This window comes from Pseudomonas sp. P1_A1 (assembly GCF_056406935.1).
In genome coordinates this window covers 103260-125789 of sequence record NZ_JBFTZE010000021.1, presented here as the reverse complement: position 1 = coordinate 125789, position 22530 = coordinate 103260, and the positions used below count along the sequence as shown (strand labels likewise).

At 61.0% G+C, this 22530-nt stretch carries 19 protein-coding genes; 16 read left to right on the top strand and 3 right to left on the bottom strand.

All coding sequences use genetic code 11. The features are described 5' to 3' along the window. Positions 1–10: 10 nt before the first annotated feature. The 10 genes from AC1D2Q_RS25420 to AC1D2Q_RS25375 all read left to right on the top strand — a co-directional run bounded on the left by AC1D2Q_RS25420 (position 11) and on the right by AC1D2Q_RS25375 (position 12767). On the top strand, positions 11–2167 hold the full coding sequence (locus tag AC1D2Q_RS25420; RefSeq protein ID WP_477814958.1) for a type I secretion system permease/ATPase: 2157 nt from the start codon (positions 11–13) through the stop codon (positions 2165–2167). Continuing rightward, positions 2157–3524, top strand: a complete 1368-nt coding sequence (locus AC1D2Q_RS25415) for an HlyD family type I secretion periplasmic adaptor subunit (protein ID WP_477814957.1) — start codon at positions 2157–2159, stop codon at positions 3522–3524. The genes AC1D2Q_RS25420 and AC1D2Q_RS25415 overlap by 11 nt, the downstream gene beginning before the upstream one ends. A gap of 208 nt (positions 3525–3732) precedes the next feature. Next, a complete protein-coding gene (locus AC1D2Q_RS25410; RefSeq protein WP_258671860.1) occupies positions 3733–4644 on the top strand; it encodes a TauD/TfdA dioxygenase family protein in 912 nt (303 codons plus the stop codon). Between the two features lie 15 nt (positions 4645–4659). Next, complete coding sequence (locus AC1D2Q_RS25405; protein ID WP_477814956.1) at positions 4660–5685, top strand: ABC transporter substrate-binding protein; 1026 nt, start codon at positions 4660–4662, stop codon at positions 5683–5685. A gap of 5 nt (positions 5686–5690) precedes the next feature. Then, the gene (locus AC1D2Q_RS25400) at positions 5691–6551 is read left to right on the top strand and encodes an ABC transporter ATP-binding protein (protein WP_477814955.1); all 861 of its coding nucleotides are present in this window, start codon (positions 5691–5693) and stop codon (positions 6549–6551) included. Positions 6552–6571: 20 nt separating this feature from the next. Continuing rightward, positions 6572–7438 (top strand): ABC transporter permease, encoded by an 867-nt coding sequence (locus tag AC1D2Q_RS25395; protein ID WP_477814954.1) that lies wholly within the window; start codon positions 6572–6574, stop codon positions 7436–7438. A gap of 58 nt (positions 7439–7496) precedes the next feature. Continuing rightward, a complete protein-coding gene (locus AC1D2Q_RS25390; RefSeq protein ID WP_019651583.1) occupies positions 7497–8417 on the top strand; it encodes a LysR family transcriptional regulator in 921 nt (306 codons plus the stop codon). Positions 8418–8543: 126 nt separating this feature from the next. After that, positions 8544–10082 carry an MFS transporter gene (locus tag AC1D2Q_RS25385; protein ID WP_477814953.1) on the top strand — a complete coding sequence of 513 codons (1539 nt, stop codon included), beginning with the start codon at positions 8544–8546 and terminating at the stop codon, positions 10080–10082. A 25-nt stretch (positions 10083–10107) separates the two neighbouring features. After that, the gene (locus AC1D2Q_RS25380) at positions 10108–11178 is read left to right on the top strand and encodes an HlyD family secretion protein (protein WP_477814952.1); all 1071 of its coding nucleotides are present in this window, start codon (positions 10108–10110) and stop codon (positions 11176–11178) included. Beyond that, complete coding sequence (locus AC1D2Q_RS25375) at positions 11175–12767, top strand: efflux transporter outer membrane subunit (RefSeq protein ID WP_477814951.1); 1593 nt, start codon at positions 11175–11177, stop codon at positions 12765–12767. Before AC1D2Q_RS25380 ends, AC1D2Q_RS25375 begins: the two co-directional genes overlap by 4 nt. Here the strand turns inward: AC1D2Q_RS25375 and AC1D2Q_RS25370 are convergent. Next, on the bottom strand, positions 12748–13437 hold the full coding sequence (locus AC1D2Q_RS25370) for an NYN domain-containing protein (RefSeq protein WP_019581661.1): 690 nt from the start codon (positions 13435–13437) through the stop codon (positions 12748–12750). The genes AC1D2Q_RS25375 and AC1D2Q_RS25370 overlap by 20 nt on opposite strands. A 496-nt stretch (positions 13438–13933) precedes the next feature. Between AC1D2Q_RS25370 and AC1D2Q_RS25365 the strand changes: the two genes are divergently transcribed. Genes AC1D2Q_RS25365 through AC1D2Q_RS25350 form a run of 4 tightly spaced genes read left to right on the top strand, consistent with a single transcriptional unit; the run spans position 13934 to position 18638 of the window. Continuing rightward, positions 13934–14716, top strand: a complete 783-nt coding sequence (locus tag AC1D2Q_RS25365) for an efflux RND transporter periplasmic adaptor subunit (RefSeq protein ID WP_026331885.1) — start codon at positions 13934–13936, stop codon at positions 14714–14716. Next, positions 14713–16032 (top strand): efflux RND transporter periplasmic adaptor subunit, encoded by a 1320-nt coding sequence (locus tag AC1D2Q_RS25360; protein ID WP_477814950.1) that lies wholly within the window; start codon positions 14713–14715, stop codon positions 16030–16032. Before AC1D2Q_RS25365 ends, AC1D2Q_RS25360 begins: the two co-directional genes overlap by 4 nt. Beyond that, entirely contained in the window at positions 16033–18129 is a 2097-nt protein-coding gene (locus AC1D2Q_RS25355) for a site-2 protease family protein (RefSeq protein ID WP_477814949.1), read from the top strand. Positions 18130–18140: 11 nt separating this feature from the next. Further along, positions 18141–18638, top strand: coding sequence for a GNAT family N-acetyltransferase (locus tag AC1D2Q_RS25350; protein ID WP_477759474.1), 498 nt, complete (start codon positions 18141–18143; stop codon positions 18636–18638). Positions 18639–18681: 43 nt separating this feature from the next. Here AC1D2Q_RS25350 and AC1D2Q_RS25345 read toward each other — a convergent pair whose 3' ends face one another. Together AC1D2Q_RS25345 and AC1D2Q_RS25340 are read right to left on the bottom strand one after the other, a co-directional pair. Next, entirely contained in the window at positions 18682–18993 is a 312-nt protein-coding gene (locus tag AC1D2Q_RS25345) for a DUF6916 family protein (RefSeq protein WP_019651576.1), read from the bottom strand. Positions 18994–19049: 56 nt separating this feature from the next. Then, positions 19050–19637: a phage tail protein gene (locus AC1D2Q_RS25340; RefSeq protein ID WP_018929399.1), complete on the bottom strand. Its 588-nt coding sequence runs from the start codon at positions 19635–19637 to the stop codon at positions 19050–19052. A 290-nt stretch (positions 19638–19927) separates the two neighbouring features. Between AC1D2Q_RS25340 and AC1D2Q_RS25335 the strand changes: the two genes are divergently transcribed. Next, complete coding sequence (locus AC1D2Q_RS25335; RefSeq protein ID WP_477814948.1) at positions 19928–21499, top strand: glycosyltransferase family 39 protein; 1572 nt, start codon at positions 19928–19930, stop codon at positions 21497–21499. A 151-nt stretch (positions 21500–21650) separates the two neighbouring features. Continuing rightward, positions 21651–22496 carry a sulfotransferase family protein gene (locus tag AC1D2Q_RS25330; protein WP_477814947.1) on the top strand — a complete coding sequence of 282 codons (846 nt, stop codon included), beginning with the start codon at positions 21651–21653 and terminating at the stop codon, positions 22494–22496. The last annotated feature ends 34 nt before the right edge of the window (positions 22497–22530 follow it).

Here is a 22530-nt window from a genome sequence, read left to right as displayed (position 1 = left end):
AGTGTCGAGCGTGGAATCAGAAGTCAGTCGAGTTCAACTCATTCATGATCCACGCGCGCTGCATGACGATCCGTTACTGGACGGCCTGCTAGCCCTTTGCACGTTGCACCAGAAGCCGGCCAGCGCGGCAATGCTGACCACCGGCCTGCCGTTGCCCAAGCAGCGTTTGAGTGTCGAGCTGCTGCCCCGCGCGGCCGCTCGCGCCGGGCTGCAAGGGCGGGTGCTGCAACGCAAGCTGGAGCAGATTCCGGCGATCGCCATGCCGGCGCTGTTGCTGCTCAAGGACGGACGCAGTGCGGTGTTGCTCGGCTGGCAAGGTGAAGACCAGGCCCGCCTGCTGCTCAGCGAAAGCGATGGCGGTGAAGTCTGCGTCAGTCGTGAACTGCTCGCCGACGACTACATCGGCAAAGTGTTCTTCGCCCAACCCCAGCACAAATTCGACGTCAACCACGGCACGCTGATCCCGCGCGCGCGTTCGTGGTTTCGCGACACCCTCAAGCGTTCGCGCTGGCTGTACGTCGACGCCATCGCTGCCAGTCTGCTGATCAACATCATCGCCATGGCCGCGCCGCTGTTCGTGATGAATGTCTACGACCGCGTGGTGCCGAACCAGGCCGAATCGACCCTTTGGGTGCTGGCCATCGGCATCACCGGCGCTTATGTGTTCGACCTGATTCTCAAGAGCCTGCGCAGTCTGTGCCTGGACCTGGCCGGCAAGAAAACCGACCTGATCATTTCAGCGACGCTGTTTGAGCGCATCGTCGGCATGGCCATGAAGTACCGCCCGGCGCGGGTCGGCAGCTTCGCCCAGAACATCCATGAATTTCAGAGCCTGCGCGACTTCCTTGCGTCGCTGACCCTCACCAGCCTGATCGACCTGCCGTTTACGCTGTTGATCTTCCTGGTCATCGCGATCCTCGGCGGGCATCTGGTGTGGATTCCTGTGCTGGCGTTCCCGATTGCGCTGCTGATCGGTTATGCCTTGCAGAAGCCGCTGGTGGCGACCATGGAACGAACCATGGCCCTGGGCGCCGAGCGCCAGTCGAGCCTGATCGAAACCCTCGCCGGTCTTGATGCGGTAAAGGTCAACAACGCTGAAAGCGAACGCCAGTATCAGTGGGAACAAACCATCGGCACCCTCAGCCGCCTCGAGCTGCGGGTGAAAATGCTGTCCGGTCTGGCGATGAACATCACCTTGCTGATTCAGCAACTGGCCGGGGTGATCATGATCGTCTTCGGCGTGTACCAGATCATTGCCGGCAACCTGAGCATGGGCGGTTTGATCGCCTGTTACATGCTCAGCGGTCGTGCCCTCAGCCCGCTGGCCTCGCTGTCCGGTCTGCTGACCCGCTACCAGCAAGCCCGCGTGACCATGACCTCGGTCGATCAGATGATGGAGTTGCCCCAGGAGCGCAATTTCGACGAGCGCCCGCTGAGCCGCAAGGTCCTGCAAGGCGCCATTGAATGCCGTCAGCTGACCTTCACCTATCCGAATCAACAGAACCCCGCGCTGAAGGGCATCAACCTGATCATCAAGCCGGGCGAGAAGATCGGCATCATCGGTCGCAGCGGCTCGGGCAAAAGCTCCTTGGCCAAACTGCTGGTGGGCCTCTATCAGCCGGACGACGGCGCGCTGCTGGTGGATGGTGTGGATATCCGCCAGATCGACGTCAGCGAGCTGCGCCACAACATTGGCTACGTGCCCCAGGACATCCAGTTGCTCGCCGGTACGTTGCGCGACAACCTGGTGTCGGGCGCGCGCTATGTCGAAGACGAATTGGTGCTGCAAGCCGCGGAATTGGCCGGCGTCCATGAGTTCGCCCGCCTGCATCCGCAAGGTTATGAACTGCAAGTCGGTGAGCGTGGGCAGAACCTGTCCGGCGGTCAGCGCCAGAACGTGGCCCTGGCCCGAGCGCTGCTGCTCAACCCGCCGATTCTGTTGCTGGACGAACCCACCAGCGCCATGGACAACACTGGCGAAGAGCGCCTGAAACAACGCCTCGCTGCCGTGGTGGAAAACAAGACCGTGGTGCTGGTGACGCACCGGGCTTCGCTGTTGTCGCTGGTGGATCGCCTGCTGGTGATCGACCGCGGGCAGATTCTCGCCGATGGCCCGAAAGCCGCCGTGATGGAAGCGTTGAAAAAGGGGCAGATCAGTGTTGCTTAAGTCCGGGGTCAAAGAATCCATCCGCCGCTACTTCAAAGGCTCCGCGTCGCTGCAAGGCCAGCCCCTTCCCGAGGTCAACAAAGCGCTGATCGAGGACGCCCCGCGCGTGGTGCGGTTGACGATCTGGGCGATCATCGGCTTCTTCGTGTTCCTGATGCTCTGGGCCAATTTCGCGGTGATCGATGAGGTCACCAAGGGCGACGGCAAGGCGATTCCGTCGTCGAAGATCCAGAAAATCCAGAACCTTGAGGGCGGTATCGTTTCCGAGCTGTTCGTCAAGGAAGGGCAAATCGTCGAGGCTGGCGCGCCGCTGATACGTCTGGACGACACACGGTTTGCCTCCAATGTAGGCGAAACCGAGGCCGATCGGCTGGCGATGCTGTTGCGCGTGGAGCGCTTGAGCGCCGAGGTCGATGACCGCCCGTTGAATTTCCCCGCCGATGTGCTCAAAGCCGTGCCCGGCCAAGCTGCCAGCGAACAGTCGTTGTACATCAGTCGTCGTCAGCAACTGCACGATGAGATCGGTGGCTTGCAGGAGCAGTTGATCCAGAAGCAGCAGGAGCTGCGCGAGTTCACCTCCAAACAGGCCCAGTACCGCAGCGGTCTGTCTTTGCAGCGTCAGGAAATCGCCATGTCCGAGCCGTTGGTGGCTCAGGGCGCGGTATCCCCGGTTGAGGTATTGCGACTCAAGCGTGCCGAGGTCGAAACCCGCGGCCAACTGGACGCCACCACCCTGGCGATCCCTCGCGCCGAATCGGCGATCAAGGAAGTGCAGCGCAAGATCGACGAGACTCGCGGCAAATTCCGCAGCGAAGCCCTGACTCAACTCAACGAAGCGCGCACCGATCTGAACAAGGCCCAGGCGACCGGCAAGGCGCTGGAAGATCGGGTCAGCCGGACGCTGGTAACATCGCCGGTGCGCGGCATCGTCAACAAGTTGCTGGTGAACACCATCGGTGGCGTGATCCAGCCGGGCAGCGACCTGGTGGAGATCGTGCCGCTGGACGACACCTTGCTGGTGGAAGCCAAGATTCGCCCGCAAGACATCGCCTTCCTGCATCCGGGGCAAGACGCCACGGTGAAGTTCACGGCTTACGACTACACCATTTATGGTGGGCTGAAAGCCAAGCTGGAGCAGATCGGTGCTGACACCATCACCGACGAAGACAAGAAGACCACGTACTACATCATCAAACTGCGCACCGAGCGCAGCCACCTCGGAACGGATGAGAAGCCGTTGCTGATCATTCCTGGGATGGTGGCGTCGGTGGATATCATTACCGGCAAGAAGACCATACTCAGTTATTTGCTCAAGCCGATTATCCGGGCTCGCGCCGAGGCGTTGCACGAGCGGTAGTTTTTGCGGGAAGGCTGCGATCTTTTGATTTTCGGCCATATCGTTATTCGCTAACGGTATTTAAATTTAAATTCTTATACCTATAAAGTCACTTCCCTGCGTACCTGCCGACCAATCGGCGCGCCGCACGACACGAACCAACACGGGACCTCCGTGAATTTCTGATCGACGCGCGCCCTTGAGCGCGCCGTGCGTGGGAGTGATTTTCATGTCAGCTGTCTCTTTTTCCCCAAAGCCTGAGCCAACAAGCGCCGCCACCCTCGCGTCGCAAGCCTTCGAAATCCGCCCGTTCAGCGGCGCCGTCGGTGCCGAAATCATCGGCCTGGATTTGTCCCGCCCAATCAATCACCAGGACTTCTCCCGAATCCACCGTGCGCACCTGGATCATCACGTGGTGGTGTTCCGCGACCAACGCATAACCCCCGAACAGCAGATCGCCTTCAGCCGCCGTTTCGGCGTGTTGCAGATCCATGTACTCAAGCAATTCCTGCTGGCCGGGCATCCGGAAATCCTCATCGTTTCCAACATCATCGAAAACGGCCAATCCATCGGCCTCGGTGATGCCGGCAAGTTCTGGCACTCCGATCTCTCTTATAAAGAACTGCCGAGCCTGGGCTCGATGCTGCATGCCCAGGAGCTGCCCTCCGAAGGCGGCGACACGCTGTTTGCCGACATGCACAAAGCCTGGGACAGCCTGCCCGAGGCGCTGCGTAAAGCCGTCGAAGGTCGTTCGGCCGCGCATTCCTACACGGCGCGCTACAGCGAGAGCAAATTCGAGGGCAACTGGCGCCCGACCCTGACGCCGGAGCAACTGGCTCAGGTCGCTGAAGTTGTTCATCCGATCGTCCGCACCCATCCGGAAAACGGTCGCAAGGCGTTGTTCGTCAGCGAGGGCTTCACCACCCGCATCGTCGGTTTGCCGGAAGACGAGAGCAAACAATTGCTCGACGAGCTCTACGCCCACAGCGTGTTGCCGCAAAACATTTACCGCCATCAATGGCAGGCCCACGACCTGGTGTTCTGGGACAACCGCTCGCTGATTCACCTCGCCGCCGGATGCCCCAGCCATCTGCGCCGCAAGTTGTATCGCACCACCATCCAGGGCGACGCGCCTTTCTGATTTCGGAGAAACCTCATGTCCAAACGTCTTCCATTTGCACCGTTGGCCGCCGCTATCGGCCTGGGTTTCAGCCTGCTCGCCGGCAGCCTGGTGGTGCCGACCGTGGCCCACGCCGAGGGTGAAATTCGTATCGCCGAACAATTCGGCATCGTTTATCTGCTGCTCAACGTGGTGCGCGATCAGAACCTGATCGAGAAGTACGGCCAGCAGGAAGGCATCGACATCAAGGTCGACTGGACCCAGCTCTCCGGCGGCTCGGCGGTCAACGATGCGTTGCTCTCCGGCTCCATCGACATTGCCGGTGCCGGCGTCGGACCGCTGCTGACCATCTGGGACCGCACTCACGGCAAACAGAACGTCAAGGCCGTGGCTTCCCTGGGCAACTTCCCTTACTACCTGGTGAGTAATAATCCAAAGGTCAAAACCATCGCTGACTTCACCGAAAAGGACCGCATTGCGGTGCCGGCGGTCGGGGTTTCGGTGCAGTCGCGCTTCCTGCAATACGCAGCAGCCCAGCAATGGGGCGACAAGGAGTTCAATCGCCTCGACAAGTACACCATTGCCGTTCCGCACCCGGATGCCACTGCGGCACTGATCGCTGGCGGCACCGAGTTGACCGGGCATTTCTCCAACCCGCCATTCCAGGATCAGGCGCTGGAAAACCCCAACGTGCACGTGGTGCTGAACACCTATGACCTGCTCGGCCCGAACTCGCCGACCGTGTTGTTCGCCACCGAGAAATTCCGCAACGAAAACCCGAAAACCTATAAAGCCTTCATCGCGGCGCTGACTGAAGCGGCCGAGTTTGCGCAGAACGATAAAGGTGCGGCGGCCGACACTTACATCCGCGTCACCAAGGCAAAAATCGACCGTGCGGCGTTGCTGAAAATCATCGACAACCCGCAGTTCGAATTTACCGTCACGCCGAAAAACACTTACCCACTGGCCGAGTTCCTCTACCGCGTCGGCGCGATCAAAAACAAGCCGGATTCGTGGAAGGACTACTTCTTCCAGGATGCCAAACCGCTGCAAGGGAGCTGACCGACATGAACGCCCCCTTGCAAGGCCACACGGCCAGCAATCCGATCGCGGCCGCGCAAGCACTGCTGTCGGTCGACCAGGTCAGCCTGGAATACCGCACGCCTGCGCGTGTGGTTCGAGCGACCCATCAGGTCAGTTTCGAGGTCGATCCGGCGGACCGCTTTGTGTTGCTCGGTCCGTCCGGTTGCGGCAAATCGACGTTGCTCAAGGCGGTCGCCGGGTTCATCCCGCCCTGTGAGGGCGAGATTCGCCTCCAAGGCCAGCGGGTCGATGCGCCGGGGCCGGACCGGATCGTGGTGTTCCAGGAGTTCGATCAGCTGCCGCCGTGGAAAACCGTCAAGCAGAACGTGATGTTTCCGCTGCTTGCTTCCAAAACCCTCAAGCGTAATGAGGCTGAAGAGCGGGCGCTGCACTATCTGGACAAGGTTGGTCTGGCGGCGTTTGCCGATGCCTATCCGCATACCTTGTCTGGCGGCATGAAAGCTCGGGTGGCGATTGCCCGGGCGTTGGCGATGCAACCGAAAATCCTGTTGATGGATGAACCCTTCGCCGCCCTCGACGCGCTGACCCGGCGCAAGATGCAGGAAGAGTTGCTGCTGCTCTGGGAAGAGGTGCGTTTCACGCTGCTGTTCGTTACTCACTCCATCGAAGAGGCGTTGGTGGTGGGCAATCGGATTCTGCTGCTGTCGCCTCATCCGGGGCGGGTACGAGCCGAAGTCCACAGCCATCAATACGATTTGCACAGCCTCGGCGGTGTGGCGTTCCAGGAATCGGCGCGGCGGATTCATCGGCTGTTGTTCGATGAAGGCCAGTCCCCGGAAACCGCCCGTGAGCTGGATTTCGCCGATATTCGCATTGCTTATTGAGCCATTGAGAGGAGTGCCCGATGAGCCCGTTATCATCCGCGCGTAAAGAGTACGAAACCGTTTTGCAGCCGCTGACGAGCGTCCCGCTGGAGCGTGAGTTACCCCTCGGTCAGCGTCTCTGGCAACAGGGCTGGATGCGTAAAAGCCTGATCCTGATTGTGCTCGCGCTGCTCTGGGAAGCCGTTGCCCGTTACCAGAATAACGATCTGCTGTTGCCAGGTTTTCTGCAAACCGCCAGCGCGCTGTACGACGGCCTGCTCAGCGGTGAGCTGTTGGGCAAGGTGTGGATTTCGCTGGTGGTGTTGTTGAAGGGCTACCTGATCGGGATTGTGCTGGCGTTTGCCCTGACCACGCTGGCAGTGTCGACGCAATTGGGTCGCGATCTGCTGAGCACGCTGACCTCAATGTTCAACCCGTTGCCGGCGATTGCACTGCTGCCGCTGGCGCTGCTGTGGTTCGGGCTGGGGCAGAACAGTCTGATTTTTGTACTGGTGCATTCGGTGCTCTGGGCGTTGGCCTTGAACACCTATGCCGGGTTCCTTGGCGTTTCGGAAACCCTGCGCATGGCGGGGCGCAATTACGGCCTCAAGGGCATGCGTTTCGTGTTGTTCATCCTGATCCCGGCCGCGTTGCCGTCGATCCTCGCCGGTTTGAAAATCGGCTGGGCGTTCGCCTGGCGCACGCTGATTGCCGCTGAACTGGTATTTGGCGCCACCAGCGGCAAGGGTGGGTTGGGGTGGTACATCTTCCAGAACCGTAATGAGCTGTACACCGACAAGGTGTTTGCCGGGTTGGCGGTGGTGATCCTGATTGGGTTGCTGGTGGAGAATCTGGTGTTTGATACGTTGGAGCGGGTGACGGTGAAGCGTTGGGGGATGCAGCGGTGATCCTTTGATCTGCTAGCATTGCGTATGAATCAATCCAGATCAGCCATGAGTGCTCAGCATGCAACTCCCGGACATGAACCTGTTGGTCGCCCTCGACGCCTTGCTCGACGAGGGCAGTGTGGTGGGCGCTGCGCGACGGATGAACCTCAGCCCGGCGGCGATGAGCCGGACGCTGACGCGGATTCGCGAGGCCATCGGCGATCCGATTCTGGTACGCGCCGGCCGTGGCCTGGTGCCGACGCCCAAGGCGCTGGAGCTGCGCGAGCAAGTGCGGGACCTGGTGGAACAGGCCGCTTTGCTGTTCCGTTCTGCCGATGACGTGGACCTGGGCAGCTTGCGCCGGCGGTTCAGCATTCGCGCCAATGATTTCTTTGTGGGCGTCTATGGCGGCAAGCTGTTCGACACGATGGAACGCCAGGCTCCGCATTGCGAACTGCGCTTTGTCCCCGAGGGCGACGGGGACGATGAAGCCTTGCGCGAAGGACGCATCGATCTGAGCGTCAGCAACAATCGACCGCTGATGCCGGAAGTGAAGGTGCAAAACCTGTTCTCCACCCACTTTGTCGGGCTGGTGCGTGAAGACCATCCGCTGTTCGATGACGAGATCACCGCCGAGCGTTACGCCGGCTTTTCCCATATCAGTATGTCCCGTCGCGGGATCGCCCGTGGGCCGATCGACACGGCGCTCAACGCCTTGGGGCTGGAGCGGCGGGTGGCGGTGATTGCGCCGAGTTTCCATGCGGCGATGTTTGCCTTGCCGGATTCCGACCTGATTCTGCCGGTGCCCAAAGAAGCATTGCTGAGTGTGCGGCGCCTGGGCTTGAAGCTGCGCTCGTTCACCCTGCCGATTCCGCTACCGACCCTGATGCTGACCCAGGCCTGGCACCCGCGCTTCGACAAAGACCCGGCGCACCGCTGGATGCGCGAAACGCTCAAGGCTTGTTGCGACGAGACCTGGCTGGCGGCACAGCCGGTTTGAAGATCAAGGGATCGCAGCTTTTAACCATTGCGTGTAGTGCACTTATAAGCTGCCAATAAGTCAATTTTCGTAAGCCCCCGCGCTTCCTAAAATGCTTCGGTATCCCCCTTCCGGAGCGTGCAGTACATGACTTCCCTCACGGTCACGGCGTCTCTCGCTGCGACTACTCCAGCGACCGCCGTCGCACCACCGGTCTTCGGCCCGCGAATCATCATCGGCCTGGTGGGCGTGTTGCTGGCGGTGCTGGTGTCGGGCCTGAACGAGATGGTGACCAAGGTCGCCCTGGCCGACATTCGCGGTGCGTTGGCCATCGGCTACGACGAAGGCACCTGGCTGGTCGCCAGCTACACCGCGACCTCGGTGGCCGCCATGGCATTTGCCCCTTGGTGTTCGGTGACATTCTCGTTGCGGCGCTTCACCTTGTGCGCCATCAGCGTTTTCACCCTATTGGGCGTGCTGTGCCCGTTTGCCCCGAATTATGAATGCCTGCTGGTCATGCGCACCCTGCAAGGCCTGGCCGGTGGTGCGTTGCCGCCGATGCTGATGACCGTTGCGCTGCGGTTCCTGCCGGCCAACGTGAAGCTCTATGGTCTGGCCGGTTATGCCCTGACGGCAACCTTCGGCCCTGGTCTCGGCACGCCGCTGGCCGGGTTGTGGACCGAGTACGTCGGCTGGCAATGGACCTTCTGGCAAATCGTCGTGCCGTGCCTGATTGCCATGGCGGCGGTGGCTTACGGTCTACCCCAGGATCCACTGCGTTTGGAACGCTTCAAGTCATTCAACTGGCGTGGCTTGCTACTGGGGTTTCCGGCGATTTGCATGTTGGTGATCGGCATCCTGCAAGGCAATCGGCTGGACTGGTTCGAGTCGAGTCTGATCTGCGCACTGCTCGGCGGCGGGCTGCTACTGCTGGTGCTGTTCCTGATCAACGAGTGGTCGCAACCGATTCCGTTCTTCAAATTGCAGATGCTCGGCATCCGCAACCTGTCGTTCGCGTTGATGACCCTGGCCGGCGTGCTGGTGGTGTTGCTCGCGGTGGTCATCATTCCCTCCAGTTACCTGGCTCAGGTCCAGGGCTATCGCCCGCTGCAGACGGCGCCAATCATGCTGTTGGCGGCGTTGCCACAGTTGATCGCGCTGCCGTTGGTGGCGGCGCTATGCAACCTGCGTTGGGTCGATTGCCGCTGGGTGCTGGGGATCGGCCTGAGCATGCTGGCGCTGTCTTGCATCGGCGGCTCGCAGCTGACGTCGGCGTGGATTCGTGACGATTTCTACGTCCTGCAATGGCTGCAGATTTTCGGTCAACCCATGGCCGTGCTGCCGCTATTGATGCTCTCCACCGGCAGCATCACCCCGATGGAAGGACCGTTCGCCTCGGCCTGGTTCAACACGGTCAAAGGCCTGGCGGCGGTGATCGCCACCGGTGTGATCGATGCGCTGACCACCGCAAGGCTGCATTTTCACTCGAGCATGCTGGTGGACAACCTCGGTAACTCGCCTCTGGTTGATAGCGCTAGCGCGAACCTCGCTCACCGCCTGCATCAGCAGGCTGTGGTGCTGACTTCTTCCGATCTTTATCTGTACATGGCCAGCGTCGCGGTGGCGCTGATCCTGCTGATTTTCTGGCTGCCGACGCGGATTTATCCACCGCGCGCGCCAACTTGAACGCTTCACTGGAACAGAAGGTTTTATGACGACTCAATCAAAGCAAAAAGTCGCTGTCGGCGTTGCCGCAGCGATGGTGGTCGGCGTGTTGATTTACCTGGTGGCGCCGGGCTTGTTCGGCAAGCGTACACAGCAAAGCACCAATGATGCCTTCGTCTCGGCGGACTTCACCCTGGTGGCGCCGCGCGTGGCGGGATTCATCAAGGAAGTGCTGGTGGAGGACAACCAACAGGTCAAGGTCGGGCAACTGCTGGCGTTGATCGACGACCGCGACCTGCGCGCTGCCGCTGAGGCTGCCGACGCGCAAACCCTGGTGGCCAGGGCGCAGCTGCAAAACGCCCGGGCGACCCTGGAACGCCAGACGTCGGTGATTGCTCAGGCCCAGGCTACGGTGGTTTCGGCGAAGGCGGAGATGGCTTTCGCCGAGCATGAACTGAACCGCTACAACCACCTCGCCGGGGTGGGCGCCGGCACGGTGCAGAATGCCCAGCAGGCGCGCACGCGCATCGATCAGGCCACCGCTCGGTTGGCCAATGCCACAGCGGTGCTGGCGGCGGAACGCAAACAAGTGGAGATCCTGACCGCCCAGCGCGATGCGGCAGAAGGTGGGCTGAAACGCGCGCAAGCGGCGCTGGAAATGGCCAGTTATGAACTGTCCTATACGCGCATCGTTGCCCCCCAGGACGGCATGGTCGGCGAGCGCGCGGTGCGGGTCGGCGCCTATGTCACGCCGGGCAGCAAGATTCTGGCCGTGGTGCCGTTGGAGCGGGCGTATGTGGTTGCCAATTTTCAGGAAACCCAACTGATCGACGTACAGCCGGGGCAGAACGTGCAGGTGCATGTCGACAGCCTTGGTGGCGAAGCCCTGCAGGGACGCGTCGAGAGTATCGCACCGGCCACCGGCGTGACCTTCGCGTCAGTCAAACCGGACAACGCCACCGGCAACTTCACCAAGGTTGTGCAACGGATTCCGGTGAAAATCATCCTCGATCCAGGCCAGCCATTGGCTGAGCGATTGCGGGTGGGGATGTCGGTGGAGGCGAGTATTGATACTGCCAGCGCTACGGCCGATGAGCATGAGGTCGCACAACGATGAACTTCGCTAATCGCACATCCCCGTGGCGAGGGGGCTTGCTCCCGCTGGGCCGCGAAGCGGACCCAAAATTTGCGAGTGCTGCGCACTCGAACGGGGCGGTGCGGCGGTCCGACAAGCTCCCTCGCCACAAGGTCAGCATTCATTCAGTAGTTTTGGTGTTGAGTCTGTTTTCATTGAACGCCTGCACCGTCGGCCCGGACTTCCAGCGCCCTCAGGCACAGCAAGTCGCCCAATGGTCGAAACCGGCCAAAGCCGCCGCCAGTCAGGCCGTTCCCAACGAGATGGACGAACGCTGGTGGGAAGTGTTCCACGATCCGAAACTCTCGGCCCTGAACCAACGCGCCCTGACCGACAACCTCGACCTGAAACTCGCCAGCAGCCGTTTGCAACAAAGCCGCGCCGCGCGCCAGGTAATCACCGCCGAGCGCTATCCCAACACTGCCGCCACTAGTAGCTACGGGCGCAAACGCAACAGTGGTGAAGGCCTGAACGATCCGTCGGGCAATAACGGCGACTCGGCGTACAACCTGTGGGATGCTGGCTTTTCCGCCTCCTGGGAACTGGATTTCTGGGGGCGTGTGCGCCGCGAAACCGAAGCCGCCGATGCCACCCTGGAGGTGGCGGAAAACGATCGCCGTGGGGTGCTGCTGTCGGTGCTCGCCGAAACGGCTCAGGACTACATTCAACTGCGCGGTGTGCAAAGCACCCGGACCGTCACCGAGCAGAATCTCGACGTCGCCCGGCATAGTTTGAAACTCTCGCAACTGCGCCTGGCCGACGGTGTGGCGACGGATCTGGACGTCGCCGAAGCCGCCGCGCAAGTCGCGGCCATCGAATCACGTTTACCGGCGCTGGAGCAGCGTCAGTCGCAATTGATCAACGCGCTGAGCCTGTTGATGGGCGAACCGCCGCAAGCGTTGTCCGCCGAGTTATCCACAGACGCCCCGGTACCGCAAACCCCGCGACAGGTCGCCATCGGCTTGCCGTCGCAATTGGCCGAGCGCCGCCCGGATATCCGCCAGGCCGAAGCCCGACTGCATGCCGCGACCGCCAGCATCGGCATGGCCAAGGGTGACTTCTATCCGCGAATCACCCTGTCGGGCAACATCGGTTCGCAAGCCCTGCAACTGAGCGATTTCGGCTCCTGGGGCTCGCGCTCGTTCAGCATCGGTCCGCAATTGAGCTTGCCGCTGTTCGACGGCGGTCGGCTGCGGGGCGTGTTGCATCTGCGCGAAGCCCAACAACAGGAAGCGGCCCTGGCTTACCAGCAAACCGTGCTGCGGGCCTGGCATGAAATCGACAATCAACTCACCGCCTACAACGCCAGCCAATTGCGCCGCGACAGCCTCGCCGAAGCCGTGCGCCAGAACCAGATCGCCCTGCGTACCGCGCAACAGCAGTACGTCGAAGGTGTGGTGGATTTCGTCAACGTCCTGACCGTGCAAGGCGAATTACTGGCGACCCAGCAGCAGTGGGTCGAAAGCTCGACCGGGGTGTCGTTGGCGATGGTGGGGTTGTACAAGGCGTTGGGTGGGGGATGGGAGTCGGTGTATCCGGTGGCAGGGGCCGTTACCAATAATCCGGCTTGATCGCGGGTGCCTTATGAGTAGCCACACGAACTGGAAACTGGTGCGACTGCAGCTCTTCTGAGGTTACGACACGTCGCATCCAGTGTGAGTGCTCCTTTAAAGAGCCTGGTGATGGACGGTTTAACTCGGCTCGATGAGGAAGAATGACTCCAACTCTTATGTCTGGGAAATCTTCTCGAATTGCTCTCAGGGCTGGAGTCATATCGGTGTCGCTGGATACCAGGACTAGCTGTTCGATTTGCTCATGGAAATGGAGCTTGGCCTGCCTTGCCGCAGTGCGATACATGCTGATTGCGATGTGGACATCCGTTTCTTTTTCTTCAAGCTTCCAGATGTCGATCTTGTCTTGGCGAGAGGCGGCGGTCTTTCTGTCAATGAAGCGAGGTGCTTTAGCTGGCTCAAGTTTATGGCGACCATAGTGAACGGCAACATTAGTCGCTTTTAAAGCACGCACATAGGTGTCTTGAGCTTCTTTGGACACTCTGCCGCGAGTAGCAAGTTCTGGTTTGACAGATGAGGTGAAGTAATCAACCGAGATGAGTGAATTTTGTGGGTTCTCGATGTGGGCGACATGGCCCAGCAAGCCTTTCAGATTGAGCCATTTGTATGGGGTACCCGCGAGCAATCCATAGAACACGTTGTAGCCATCAACAAAGAAAGCGGTACGCACAAACTCAATCCTCAGAAACGAAAAAACCGGCCTAGGCCGGTTTCTTCACCACCAACTGCCAGTGAACTTAATCTCTGCGTACGGGGTTCAGTAAGACGATCCTAAGTCGAGTTAGCGATGACGTCAACCGTTGACTGACCAAGGCATCACTCGGAGGGACATCCCCAGCGCCGGCAAGCCAGTTTTGTGCATTTGTCTGGTTGATGGTCAAGCCATTCCTGGACCCATCTATTAATGATTGTTACGGCGGAAAGGGTAGATGTGCCGTTGCGTTTGTAGGGGATGAAGTGTCTATTGCCGATTTCGTTTTTGATCGAATGGTCGTTCCTGATTTCTTGTGGGATTTATTACCGATACTCATCGAGCTCGGAAATCAACGACCGCTCTGAAAATTTTGTCATTTTTGAAACATTACATTTCCAACCAATGATGGCCATCCGCTTGACGCGCCCCCCCGCTGTCGTAGACTCCGCTCATCCGTCAGGGAGTTACGGTTATGCGGCGTTTTCGTATTTGGGTTGCGGGATTAACCTTTGTAACGTGCGTAGTACAGGCACAAACGCCTGCGCCAGACGATCCGTTGCTGGAAAGCAACGCGGTCGGCGGTAACGCGTCAGCCAGCAGTGAGGCCCGTGGTGTGTTGCGAGCCCGGGATCAGGCGGTGCTCGCCAGTGAGTTGTCCGGGCGGATTGTCGAGTTGCCGTTCAGTGAGGGCGAGTCGTTCAAAAAGGGCGACACCCTGGCGCGGTTTGACTGTTCGGCCTATCAGGCTCAGCTCAACGCGGCTCAGGCCGCCAACCGTGGTGCTGGTGAGGAGCTGGCCCATAATCGGCAACTGGCGGCGCTGAATTCGGTGGGGCGCTTTGAAGTGGCGCGGGCTGAGGCCAAGGTCAGCGAAACCCAGGCGCAATCTCAGGTTTATCAGGTTCAGGTCAAACGCTGCAGCGTGGTCGCGCCGTTCGATGGCCAGGTCGTCGAGCGCAAGGTCAAGCGCTACGAAAGCGTTGCCGCCGGCGCGCCGTTGTTGGATGTGGTCGATAACCGCACCCTGGAAATTCACCTGTTGGTGCCGTCACGCTGGATGGGCAAGCTCAAGCCCGGCCAGACGTTCAGTTTTGTCCCCGATGAAACCGGTCAGCCGCTGGATGCCACGGTCAAGCGCCTCGGCGCGCGGATCGACGAAGGCAGCCAGACCTTGCTGCTGGTGGCGACACTGCCCAACGCCAGCGGCCTGTTGGCCGGCATGAGCGGAACGGCGCGTTTCGCGGAGCTCAAGTGAACGCCCCGGTAACGGGCGGCGCCGAGCAGGTGTTCGCCAGGTTTCTCGACCTCGAACGCCAGACCCGCGCGGCTCGTAATCCTTCGCAGCTGGCTTACAGCCTGGTCAATGACGGCCAGGCGCTGTTCGGTTTTCGCCATGCCGCGTTGTTGATCGCCGGCAAGGTGCAGGCGGTGACCGGTGTCAGTGCGGTGGAGCCGAATGCACCGTTCGTGGCGTTTGTCGAGCAAGCGGTCGCGCAGCTGTTCAAGCTCGAGGTGCTGAAACAGGCGCGGGTGATCGCACCCGATCTGCTCAGTGAATCGATTCAGGCCGATTGGCAAAGTCTGTCGGCCGCTCAGGTGTTCTGGTTGCCACTGATTGATCATCAGGGCGAGATATTCGGCGGGCTGTGGCTGGCGCGAGATGTGCCATGGAACCCTGCCGAGCAGGTGCTGTTGTCGCAACTGGGCGACACCTACAGCCATGCCTGGCTGGCGCTGCAACCGCGCAAACCCTGGCGACTGCGCTGGACGCGTAAGCGTCAGGTGGCACTGGTCGCCGTGTTGTTGTGCGGGTTACTGATTCCGGTGCGCCAATCGGTGTTGGCACCGGCTGAAGTCGTCCCGTTGGGCGGCCGGGTGGTCGCCGCGCCGCTGGACGGAGTGATCGCCGAGTTCCTGGTCAAACCCAATCAGACGGTGAAGACCGGCGACTTGTTGCTGCGCTTCGAAAGCACCACGCTCAAGGCTCAGGCTGATGTGGCTGAGCGCGCCCTGGGCGTTGCCGAGGCGGAACTCAAGGCCAATTCCCAACGCTCCTTCGCCGATGCCGAATCCAGTTCGAAAATCGATCTGCTGGCCGCACGTGTCGAGCAGAAACGCGCCGAACGGGATTACGCCCGTGAACTGCTCAAGCGCAGCGAAGTACGCGCCGAGCGGGACGGCATCGCGGTGTTCGCCGATGCCGAACGCTGGACCGGCAAACCGGTGCAGACCGGCGAGCGCTTGATGGAACTCGCCGACCCGAATCAGGCCGAGTTGCGCATCGAATTGGCCGTGGGCGATGCGATCGCCCTGGAACCGGGGGCGCAGGTCGCACTGTTTCTCGACAGCGATCCACTGCAGCGGCACCAGGCCAGACTCGAACGTTCGGCCTATGAAGCGCAGCCAACAGCTGGCGGGCAATTGGCTTATCGACTGGATGCGACATTTGACGGCGCACCGCCGCGCATTGGCCTGCGTGGCACCGCGAAAGTCTTCGGTGACCGTGCGCCGCTGGCGCTGTACCTGTTGCGTCGACCGCTGGCCGGGTTGCGTCAGAGCGTTGGCCTTTAGATGAGCCTGCCGAGCCTGCGGGCAGACCTGCAATTATCGACGGCGGCGCCGGCCCTCGACGGGTCACCGTGCTGGACCCTGGCCGACCCGGTGCGTGGGCGTTATTTCAAACTCGGCGCGGCGGCGATGCGCTTGCTGCGTCATTGGTCCCTGGGTGATCCCGAGCAGGTGCTGCGTGCCGCCAACCGCGAGCCAGGGCTGCCACTGGACGGCGCGGCGCTTGAACAATTACTGGAGTTTTTGCGCGGCCACGACCTGATCAGTGCCCTCGACCCATCGCAGCGCGCCAGTTACAGCCTGAAGGCCGCGGCCCAGCGCCAGAGCCTATGGAAAATCCTGCTGCATCAATACCTGTTTTTCCGGATTCCGCTGTGGCGCCCGGACGCCTTTCTCAATCGCGTCTGGCCGTGGCTGGAGCGTTTCGGCCCGCGCGCATTGCGCTACGGATTGCCCGCGACGCTGGGGCTCGGGGTGTTTCTGGTGTCGCGGGACTGGCAGCGATTCATTGCTACCTTTCCACACCTGTTCAGCCTCGGTGGTGCGCTGGCGTTCGCGGTGGCGCTGTTTTTCGCCAAGCTGTGCCACGAGTTCGGCCACGCCTTCATGGCCAAGCGCGCCGGTTGTCGGGTGCAGAGCATGGGCGTTGCGTTCATGGTGCTGCTGCCGATGTTCTACACGGACGTCAGCGACGCCTGGCGGGTCAACGATAGACGGGCGCGATTGCTGATCGGCGCCGGCGGGGTGCTGGCGGAACTGGTGTTGGCCTGTATCGCGCTGCTCGCCTGGTCCCTGCTGCCCGATGGCCCCGGGCGCACGGCGGCGTTCATGCTCGCCAGTGCGACCTGGATCACTACGCTGGTGATCAACCTCAACCCGTTCATGCGTTTCGACGGCTACTTCTTGCTCAGCGACTTCTGGGAAGTGGACAACCTTCAGGGGCGCGCCTTTGCGTTGTGTCGCTGGCGATTGCGCGAGTTCCTGTTCGGCTACGCTGCCCCGGCGCCGGAGCCGTGGGTGCCGAAGATGCAGCGGCGGTTGCTGATCTGGGGATACGGCTCGTGGCTATGGCGCGCGGCGTTGTTTTTCGGGATCGCGCTGGCGGTTTATCACCTGTTCTTCAAGGTGTTGGGGATCTTCCTGATGCTGGTGGAGCTGGTGTGGTTCATCTTCCTGCCGATCTTGAGCGAGTGGCGGCAATGGTGGAGTCGTCGCGAACAGGCGCATACGCCTCGGGTACTGCTCAGCGGTCTGACATTGCTCGGGCTGTTGTTGCTGCTGGCGGTGCCGTGGCGCAGCGCGGTGGAGCTGCCGACGATGCTGGAGGCGGGACCCACCAGCGCCTTGCACGCGCCGGTGGCGTCGCGGGTTAAAACGGTAAATGTGCTCGACGGCCAGGTTGTCGCTCAGGGCGAGGTGCTGATCGAGCTGGAATCAYCGGACCTGGACTCACGCCAGGCCATCGTCCGTCGCGAGATCCAGATTCAGCAGTTGCAGATGCGTCGTCAGGCCAGCCGCAGCGAAACCGCGGCCGACGCCGGAATCGTCGAGCAGCGCCTGGCGGAAGCGGTGGCGGAATACCGAGGCCTGGTTGCCCAGCGTGAGCGACTGCTATTGCGCGCGCCCCACGCCGGCAAGGTGCGCGACCTGCTGCCACAGTTAACGGTCGGTCGCTGGCTTTCGACCAAAGATCCTTTGGCGCGGGTGGTCGAAGACGGCGCGCGGTTGCGCGGTTATCTGGCTGAAGCCGAGCTCTGGCGTGTTGCTTCGGGTGCTCGCGGGCGGTTCATCGCCGATGACCCGATGCACCCGGCGATCGCCGTGCAATTAAGCGAAATCGATACCAACGGCGCGGCCTATGTCGATCAAGAGGCGCTGACTTCCGATCATCACGGGCCGATTGCCGTACGCCGGGATGAGCATCAGCGCGCCGAGCCGGTGCAGGCGCAGTATGGCGCGCGGTTGAGCGTCCTCGAAGAGACGCCGACGCCGGTGCAACCTTTGCGCGGCATTGTGGTGTTGCAGGGCAGCGGCGAATCGTTGCTGGGCGTTGCCTGGCGGCGCATGGCAGCCCTGGGGGTCAGGGAAAGCGGTTTCTAAGGAGAGCAGCGATGGCGAACAGCGATTCAGTGGCGGCGGACGGCTTGGTGGTCAGGCCCTCGCGGACCAGCGATGGACCTTTCCTGCACAGCCTTTACCAGGCGGCGCGGCCGGATCTGCAATGGATCGACGGCGAGCAGGAAGTGGTCCAACAGGTGGTTGCCCAGCAATTCACCGTGCAGGAACAAGGACTGGGGGAAAACTTTCCCAACGCCATGCATTACGTGATCGAGAAACTCGACACAGCCATCGGCGCGCTGACCACCGACTTCGGTCCCAATGAGATTCGTGTGCTGTACCTGGCGTTCATCCCCCAGGCCCGAGGCCGGGGTTACGGGCGGACGGTGCTGCAAGGCGTGCAAAAAGCCGCGCAACAAATCCGTTGCCCGGTGGCGACGGTGGTCTGGGCCAACAATCCCCATGCGCGCCAGCATTACCTGGCGCTGGGGTTTCAGGTTGAAGAGCGCAACCCGGCGGCGGAGCGGTTGGTGTGGTATCCCCAAGGCTGAACTCACCATGAATCCCGTGTAGGAAAGCGATCAGCGTCGCTGTTCAATTGAACGCGATGTAGAAATAACCCACGTCGGGATCCCGCCCCATGTTCGGTACTCGCGAGACAAAAATGTTTTCCACCTGACCCAGTTCCGGCAATTCCAGCGCACACAAGCCATCGACAAAGTCGGTGGGTTGCAGGCTGTTGAGCTCGACGCTGAACGGCATGCGCTCGCTTTTGGGCATCTGTGAATGGGGCGTTTCTTTAAGGGTGTCGATATGGATCGGCAATTCACTGCCATCGGGCAGCCGCAGCGTCCCGGTCTTGCCCAGCAGTGCCTGAAAGTGTTGGCTTTGAACCTGTTGCAGCATGGCATCCCTCCATCAAGCAAAAGTGGCCGGGGGATGTGCGTCCCCCGGCCAGACCCTCAGTTACGCGAAGGGAACAATCCGTTCAGCGCGATGCTGAAGTTGAGCACCAGGAACGGGTTCATCACCGTCATGGGCAAACCATTGCCGGCGGACGAGATTTCCCCCGTCACCGTGCTCGTGACACCCTTGAGCGGTACCGCCGCAGCACCTTGCTGATCGGAGTAGATGCTCGCCGAGCCTGGCCCGCCGCCCGAGGCACCGATGTAGGAGTTGGTCGCGGTCGGGTTGGTGACCGGGTTGCTCGCCGGGCTGGCCAGTTGCAGGGTGGTGGTGGCCGTGAGCCCGGACAGGGCGTGGGTGTGGTTGGGCAGGTTATTGATGGTCGCGGTGACGTTTTCGGTCCCGGAGACCTCGCCGATGACACGCGGGGTCAGGCCCAGGCCGTTGCCCTGGGCAATCGGCATGCGGCCCTGCAGGTTGGGCAGCATGAAATTGGTGGTGCCATTGCCTCCATAGTAGGTTCCCAGCAGTGAGAACAGCGCCTGGTATTGCGAGATCCCCAGCGTCTGGCCGTAGCACAGGGCCCAGCCGTTGGGGGCGAAGTTAAAGGCGAAAGGTTGGATAGTGCCCATGAAGACTTCCATAGTTCCTCATCCCTCAGGTTAGTGTCTGATATGTCACATCGCAGGCCCGGTTATCCGGGCGGATCGCAGTGATCAGCCGACTCCGTTCATCTCCGTGGCTGGGTCACGCCACGCCAAAGCGTAGACGCTGATCGGAATGATTGCCGGACGTCGTCCGTCGTAAAGCCAGCATCGACGACGGACCTGAGCCTGTCCTACAGTGCTTGAGAAAATTGCGTATTCACTGGGTCGAAGCTCATTGGGTCGAGGCACATCAGGTCGAAGCACATCAGGTCGAAAAAGGGGAGGCAATGGAGGCGCGCAGAGAAACACCGCTGGGTGACACTCAGGATCCGCACGCGACACCGGGCTCATGGGCGGCTGCCCGCCGCTTATTGCGGTGGGCGCGGGAGCACTGGCTGCTGCCGATCCTGACATTGGCTGCGCTGGTGCGTTTTTACGACCTGACGGCGGCGGCAATCTGGGGGGACGAAGGTTCCAGCCTGTTGCTGAGTCAGTATTCCCTGGCCGGGATCTGGGAGCACGCAGCCCATGATGTGCATCCGCCGCTGTATTTCATGCTGCTGCACGGCTGGATCGAGCTGTTCGGCGATGGCATTTTTTCGATTCGCTGCCTGAGCGCGCTGCCGGGGATTGCCACGGTCGGGCTCGGCGTCTGGCTGGTGGACCTGCTCGCTACCCGTCGCGCCGCGTTGCTGGCCGGGGTGTTGCTGGCGCTATTGCCCACGGCGGTGCGTTATAGCCAGGAAGTGCGGATGTATTCGCTGTTGGGGATGTGGCTGATCGGTGCCACGATCGCCCTGGTGTACTGGATAAAACGGCCACAACGCACGCGCTATCTGGTGATCTACACCCTGCTGATGACAGCGGCGTTCTACACCCATTACTTCACCGCGCTGTGCGTGCTGTGTCACTGGCTGTATCTGGGCCTGATCCGTGTGCAGCCAGGGTATCGACTGCGGCACATTCAGCGCTCCGGCTGGTGGCTGGCCAATGTGGCCATTGTGCTGTTGTACCTTCCGTGGGTGCCCAGCCTGATCGATCTGATCCAGCACATGGATCTGCTCAAGGCCAATGGCGATGTGGGGTGGGAGCCCCCTGTCACGCTCAGCTCATTGCCGTCGATGATCTGGTCGCTCCTGATCCAGGACGATGGCGAGAACTTGCCCACGCTGATGTTTATCGCGCTGCCACTGGCGCTGGTGGCCGTGGTGGGTGTGGCGCTGGCCCGCGACCGCAGTGTGTTCCGTGGCAGTGCGCTGGCGGTGATTTACACCGTGGTCCCGTTATTGCTGGTGTTTGCGGTGTCGTTCATCTCTCCGGTGTTCATCGAGCGTTACCTGACCGCTTATGCCTTGGGCCTGCCGATAGTTGTCGCACTGGCCGTCGATCGCTTGTACGCAGACTTCAAGGTATTGGCGATGGCCGTGCTGCTGCTGTTTGCCGGCGTCGAGCTGGTGGGGCTGAAGAACAATGCCACGGTGGATACCGACGATCAGATCAGCGTCATGGTCAACTACGTGAACCAGCACTTCATGCCCGGCGACCGAATCGTCACCAGCGACATGCTCTGGTACCTGAGTTACGTCTATTACAACCAGACCGACGCCAAACCGATGCTGTATACGCCGCCGATGGCCGATGGCCGGTCGAGCCGGCCGAATGCCTACGGCTTCGGCACGCTGGTGACCAATGACATCTACCTGGATAGCCTTGGTGCCTTGCCCAAAGGCACTGGCCGAATATGGCTGGTCGGTAGCATCGAGGGGGCGGACGAGTTCGCGCCGTTACCCGCAGGCTGGCAACGCGTCAGCGATGCCCGGGCGGGCGGCGCCGAGGCACGCTTGTATGTGCTGAAGTAATCCGGTGAGGCAGGACTGAAACGATTCATCTTTCAGTCCGTTATATAAATTGCGTTTTCCAGTCGATTTAGCTCCGATTTGATATCAAAACACCACTAGCTGTAAGGCTATTCATGGTCTACGCTCCGTCGTACAAAGGACTGAATGACGGGTGAATGGATTGCAACAATTCCACTTTATCTCCGGCTTGCCGCGCTCGGGCTCGACCCTGCTTTCTGCCATTCTTTTGCAGAATCCGCGTTTTCATGCCGGCATGACCAGCCCTGTGGGCGCACTTTTTTCCGGTGTTCTGGAGCAATGCAGCGCCGGCAGCGAATTCGGCGCAGTGATCGACACCGACCTGCGCCGCCGCCTGTTGCGTGGCCTGTTCGATTCTTACTACGCCGACAAGGCCGACAAACCGGTGGTGTTCGACACCAACCGCTTGTGGAGTTCGCGCCTGCCGGCGATCAGCGATCTGTTCCCTCAAGCCAAGATCATTGCCTGCGTGCGCAATGTCGCCTGGGTCATGGACAGCATCGAGCGCCTGTACCGCGCCAATCCCTTTGAAAACACCAAGCTGTTCGGCGATGCGGTCGAACGCAATACGGTCTACAGCCGCTGTGAAACCCTGGCCCAACGCAATCGACTAGTAGGGTTTTCCTGGGCCGCCCTCAAGGAAGCCTATTACGGCGAGCACGCCGACTCACTGCTGATCATCGATTACGACCTGCTGAGCCAGGCGCCAGAGCGGGTGATGCGGCTGGTCTACGACTTCATCGGTGAACCCTGGTTCGAACATGATTTCGATCATTTGGCCTACGACGCGCCGGAATTCGACCAGGCCCTTGGCCTCTCGGGGCTGCACAAGGTGAAGGCCAAGGTTCAATTGCAGTCCAGGCGCACGATCCTGCCGCCGGATTTGTTCAAGCAATACGCCGAGTTGTCCTTTTGGCTCGATGGCTCAGCCAGCGCCGCCAATGTCATTCGTATGAAAGCCGACGCCGCGCTCAGTTGATCGCGGCGTTTTCATTGATCCGTTCAAAAAGTTC

What these genes read in the sequence shown, in the direction of transcription:
- AC1D2Q_RS25410 (WP_258671860.1), top strand. Translation starts at nt 3,733, where the DNA reads ATGTCAGCTGTCTCTTTTTCCCCAAAGCCTGAGCCAACAAGCGCCGCC.
- AC1D2Q_RS25405 (WP_477814956.1), top strand. Translation starts at nt 4,660, where the DNA reads ATGTCCAAACGTCTTCCATTTGCACCGTTGGCCGCCGCTATCGGCCTG.
- AC1D2Q_RS25400 (WP_477814955.1), top strand. Translation starts at nt 5,691, where the DNA reads ATGAACGCCCCCTTGCAAGGCCACACGGCCAGCAATCCGATCGCGGCC.
- AC1D2Q_RS25395 (WP_477814954.1), top strand. Translation starts at nt 6,572, where the DNA reads ATGAGCCCGTTATCATCCGCGCGTAAAGAGTACGAAACCGTTTTGCAG.
- AC1D2Q_RS25390 (WP_019651583.1), top strand. Translation starts at nt 7,497, where the DNA reads ATGCAACTCCCGGACATGAACCTGTTGGTCGCCCTCGACGCCTTGCTC.
- AC1D2Q_RS25385 (WP_477814953.1), top strand. Translation starts at nt 8,544, where the DNA reads ATGACTTCCCTCACGGTCACGGCGTCTCTCGCTGCGACTACTCCAGCG.
- AC1D2Q_RS25380 (WP_477814952.1), top strand. Translation starts at nt 10,108, where the DNA reads ATGACGACTCAATCAAAGCAAAAAGTCGCTGTCGGCGTTGCCGCAGCG.
- AC1D2Q_RS25375 (WP_477814951.1), top strand. Translation starts at nt 11,175, where the DNA reads ATGAACTTCGCTAATCGCACATCCCCGTGGCGAGGGGGCTTGCTCCCG.
- AC1D2Q_RS25365 (WP_026331885.1), top strand. Translation starts at nt 13,934, where the DNA reads ATGCGGCGTTTTCGTATTTGGGTTGCGGGATTAACCTTTGTAACGTGC.
- AC1D2Q_RS25350 (WP_477759474.1), top strand. Translation starts at nt 18,141, where the DNA reads ATGGCGAACAGCGATTCAGTGGCGGCGGACGGCTTGGTGGTCAGGCCC.
- AC1D2Q_RS25345 (WP_019651576.1), bottom strand. Translation starts at nt 18,993, where the DNA reads ATGCTGCAACAGGTTCAAAGCCAACACTTTCAGGCACTGCTGGGCAAG.
- AC1D2Q_RS25340 (WP_018929399.1), bottom strand. Translation starts at nt 19,637, where the DNA reads ATGGAAGTCTTCATGGGCACTATCCAACCTTTCGCCTTTAACTTCGCC.
- AC1D2Q_RS25335 (WP_477814948.1), top strand. Translation starts at nt 19,928, where the DNA reads ATGGAGGCGCGCAGAGAAACACCGCTGGGTGACACTCAGGATCCGCAC.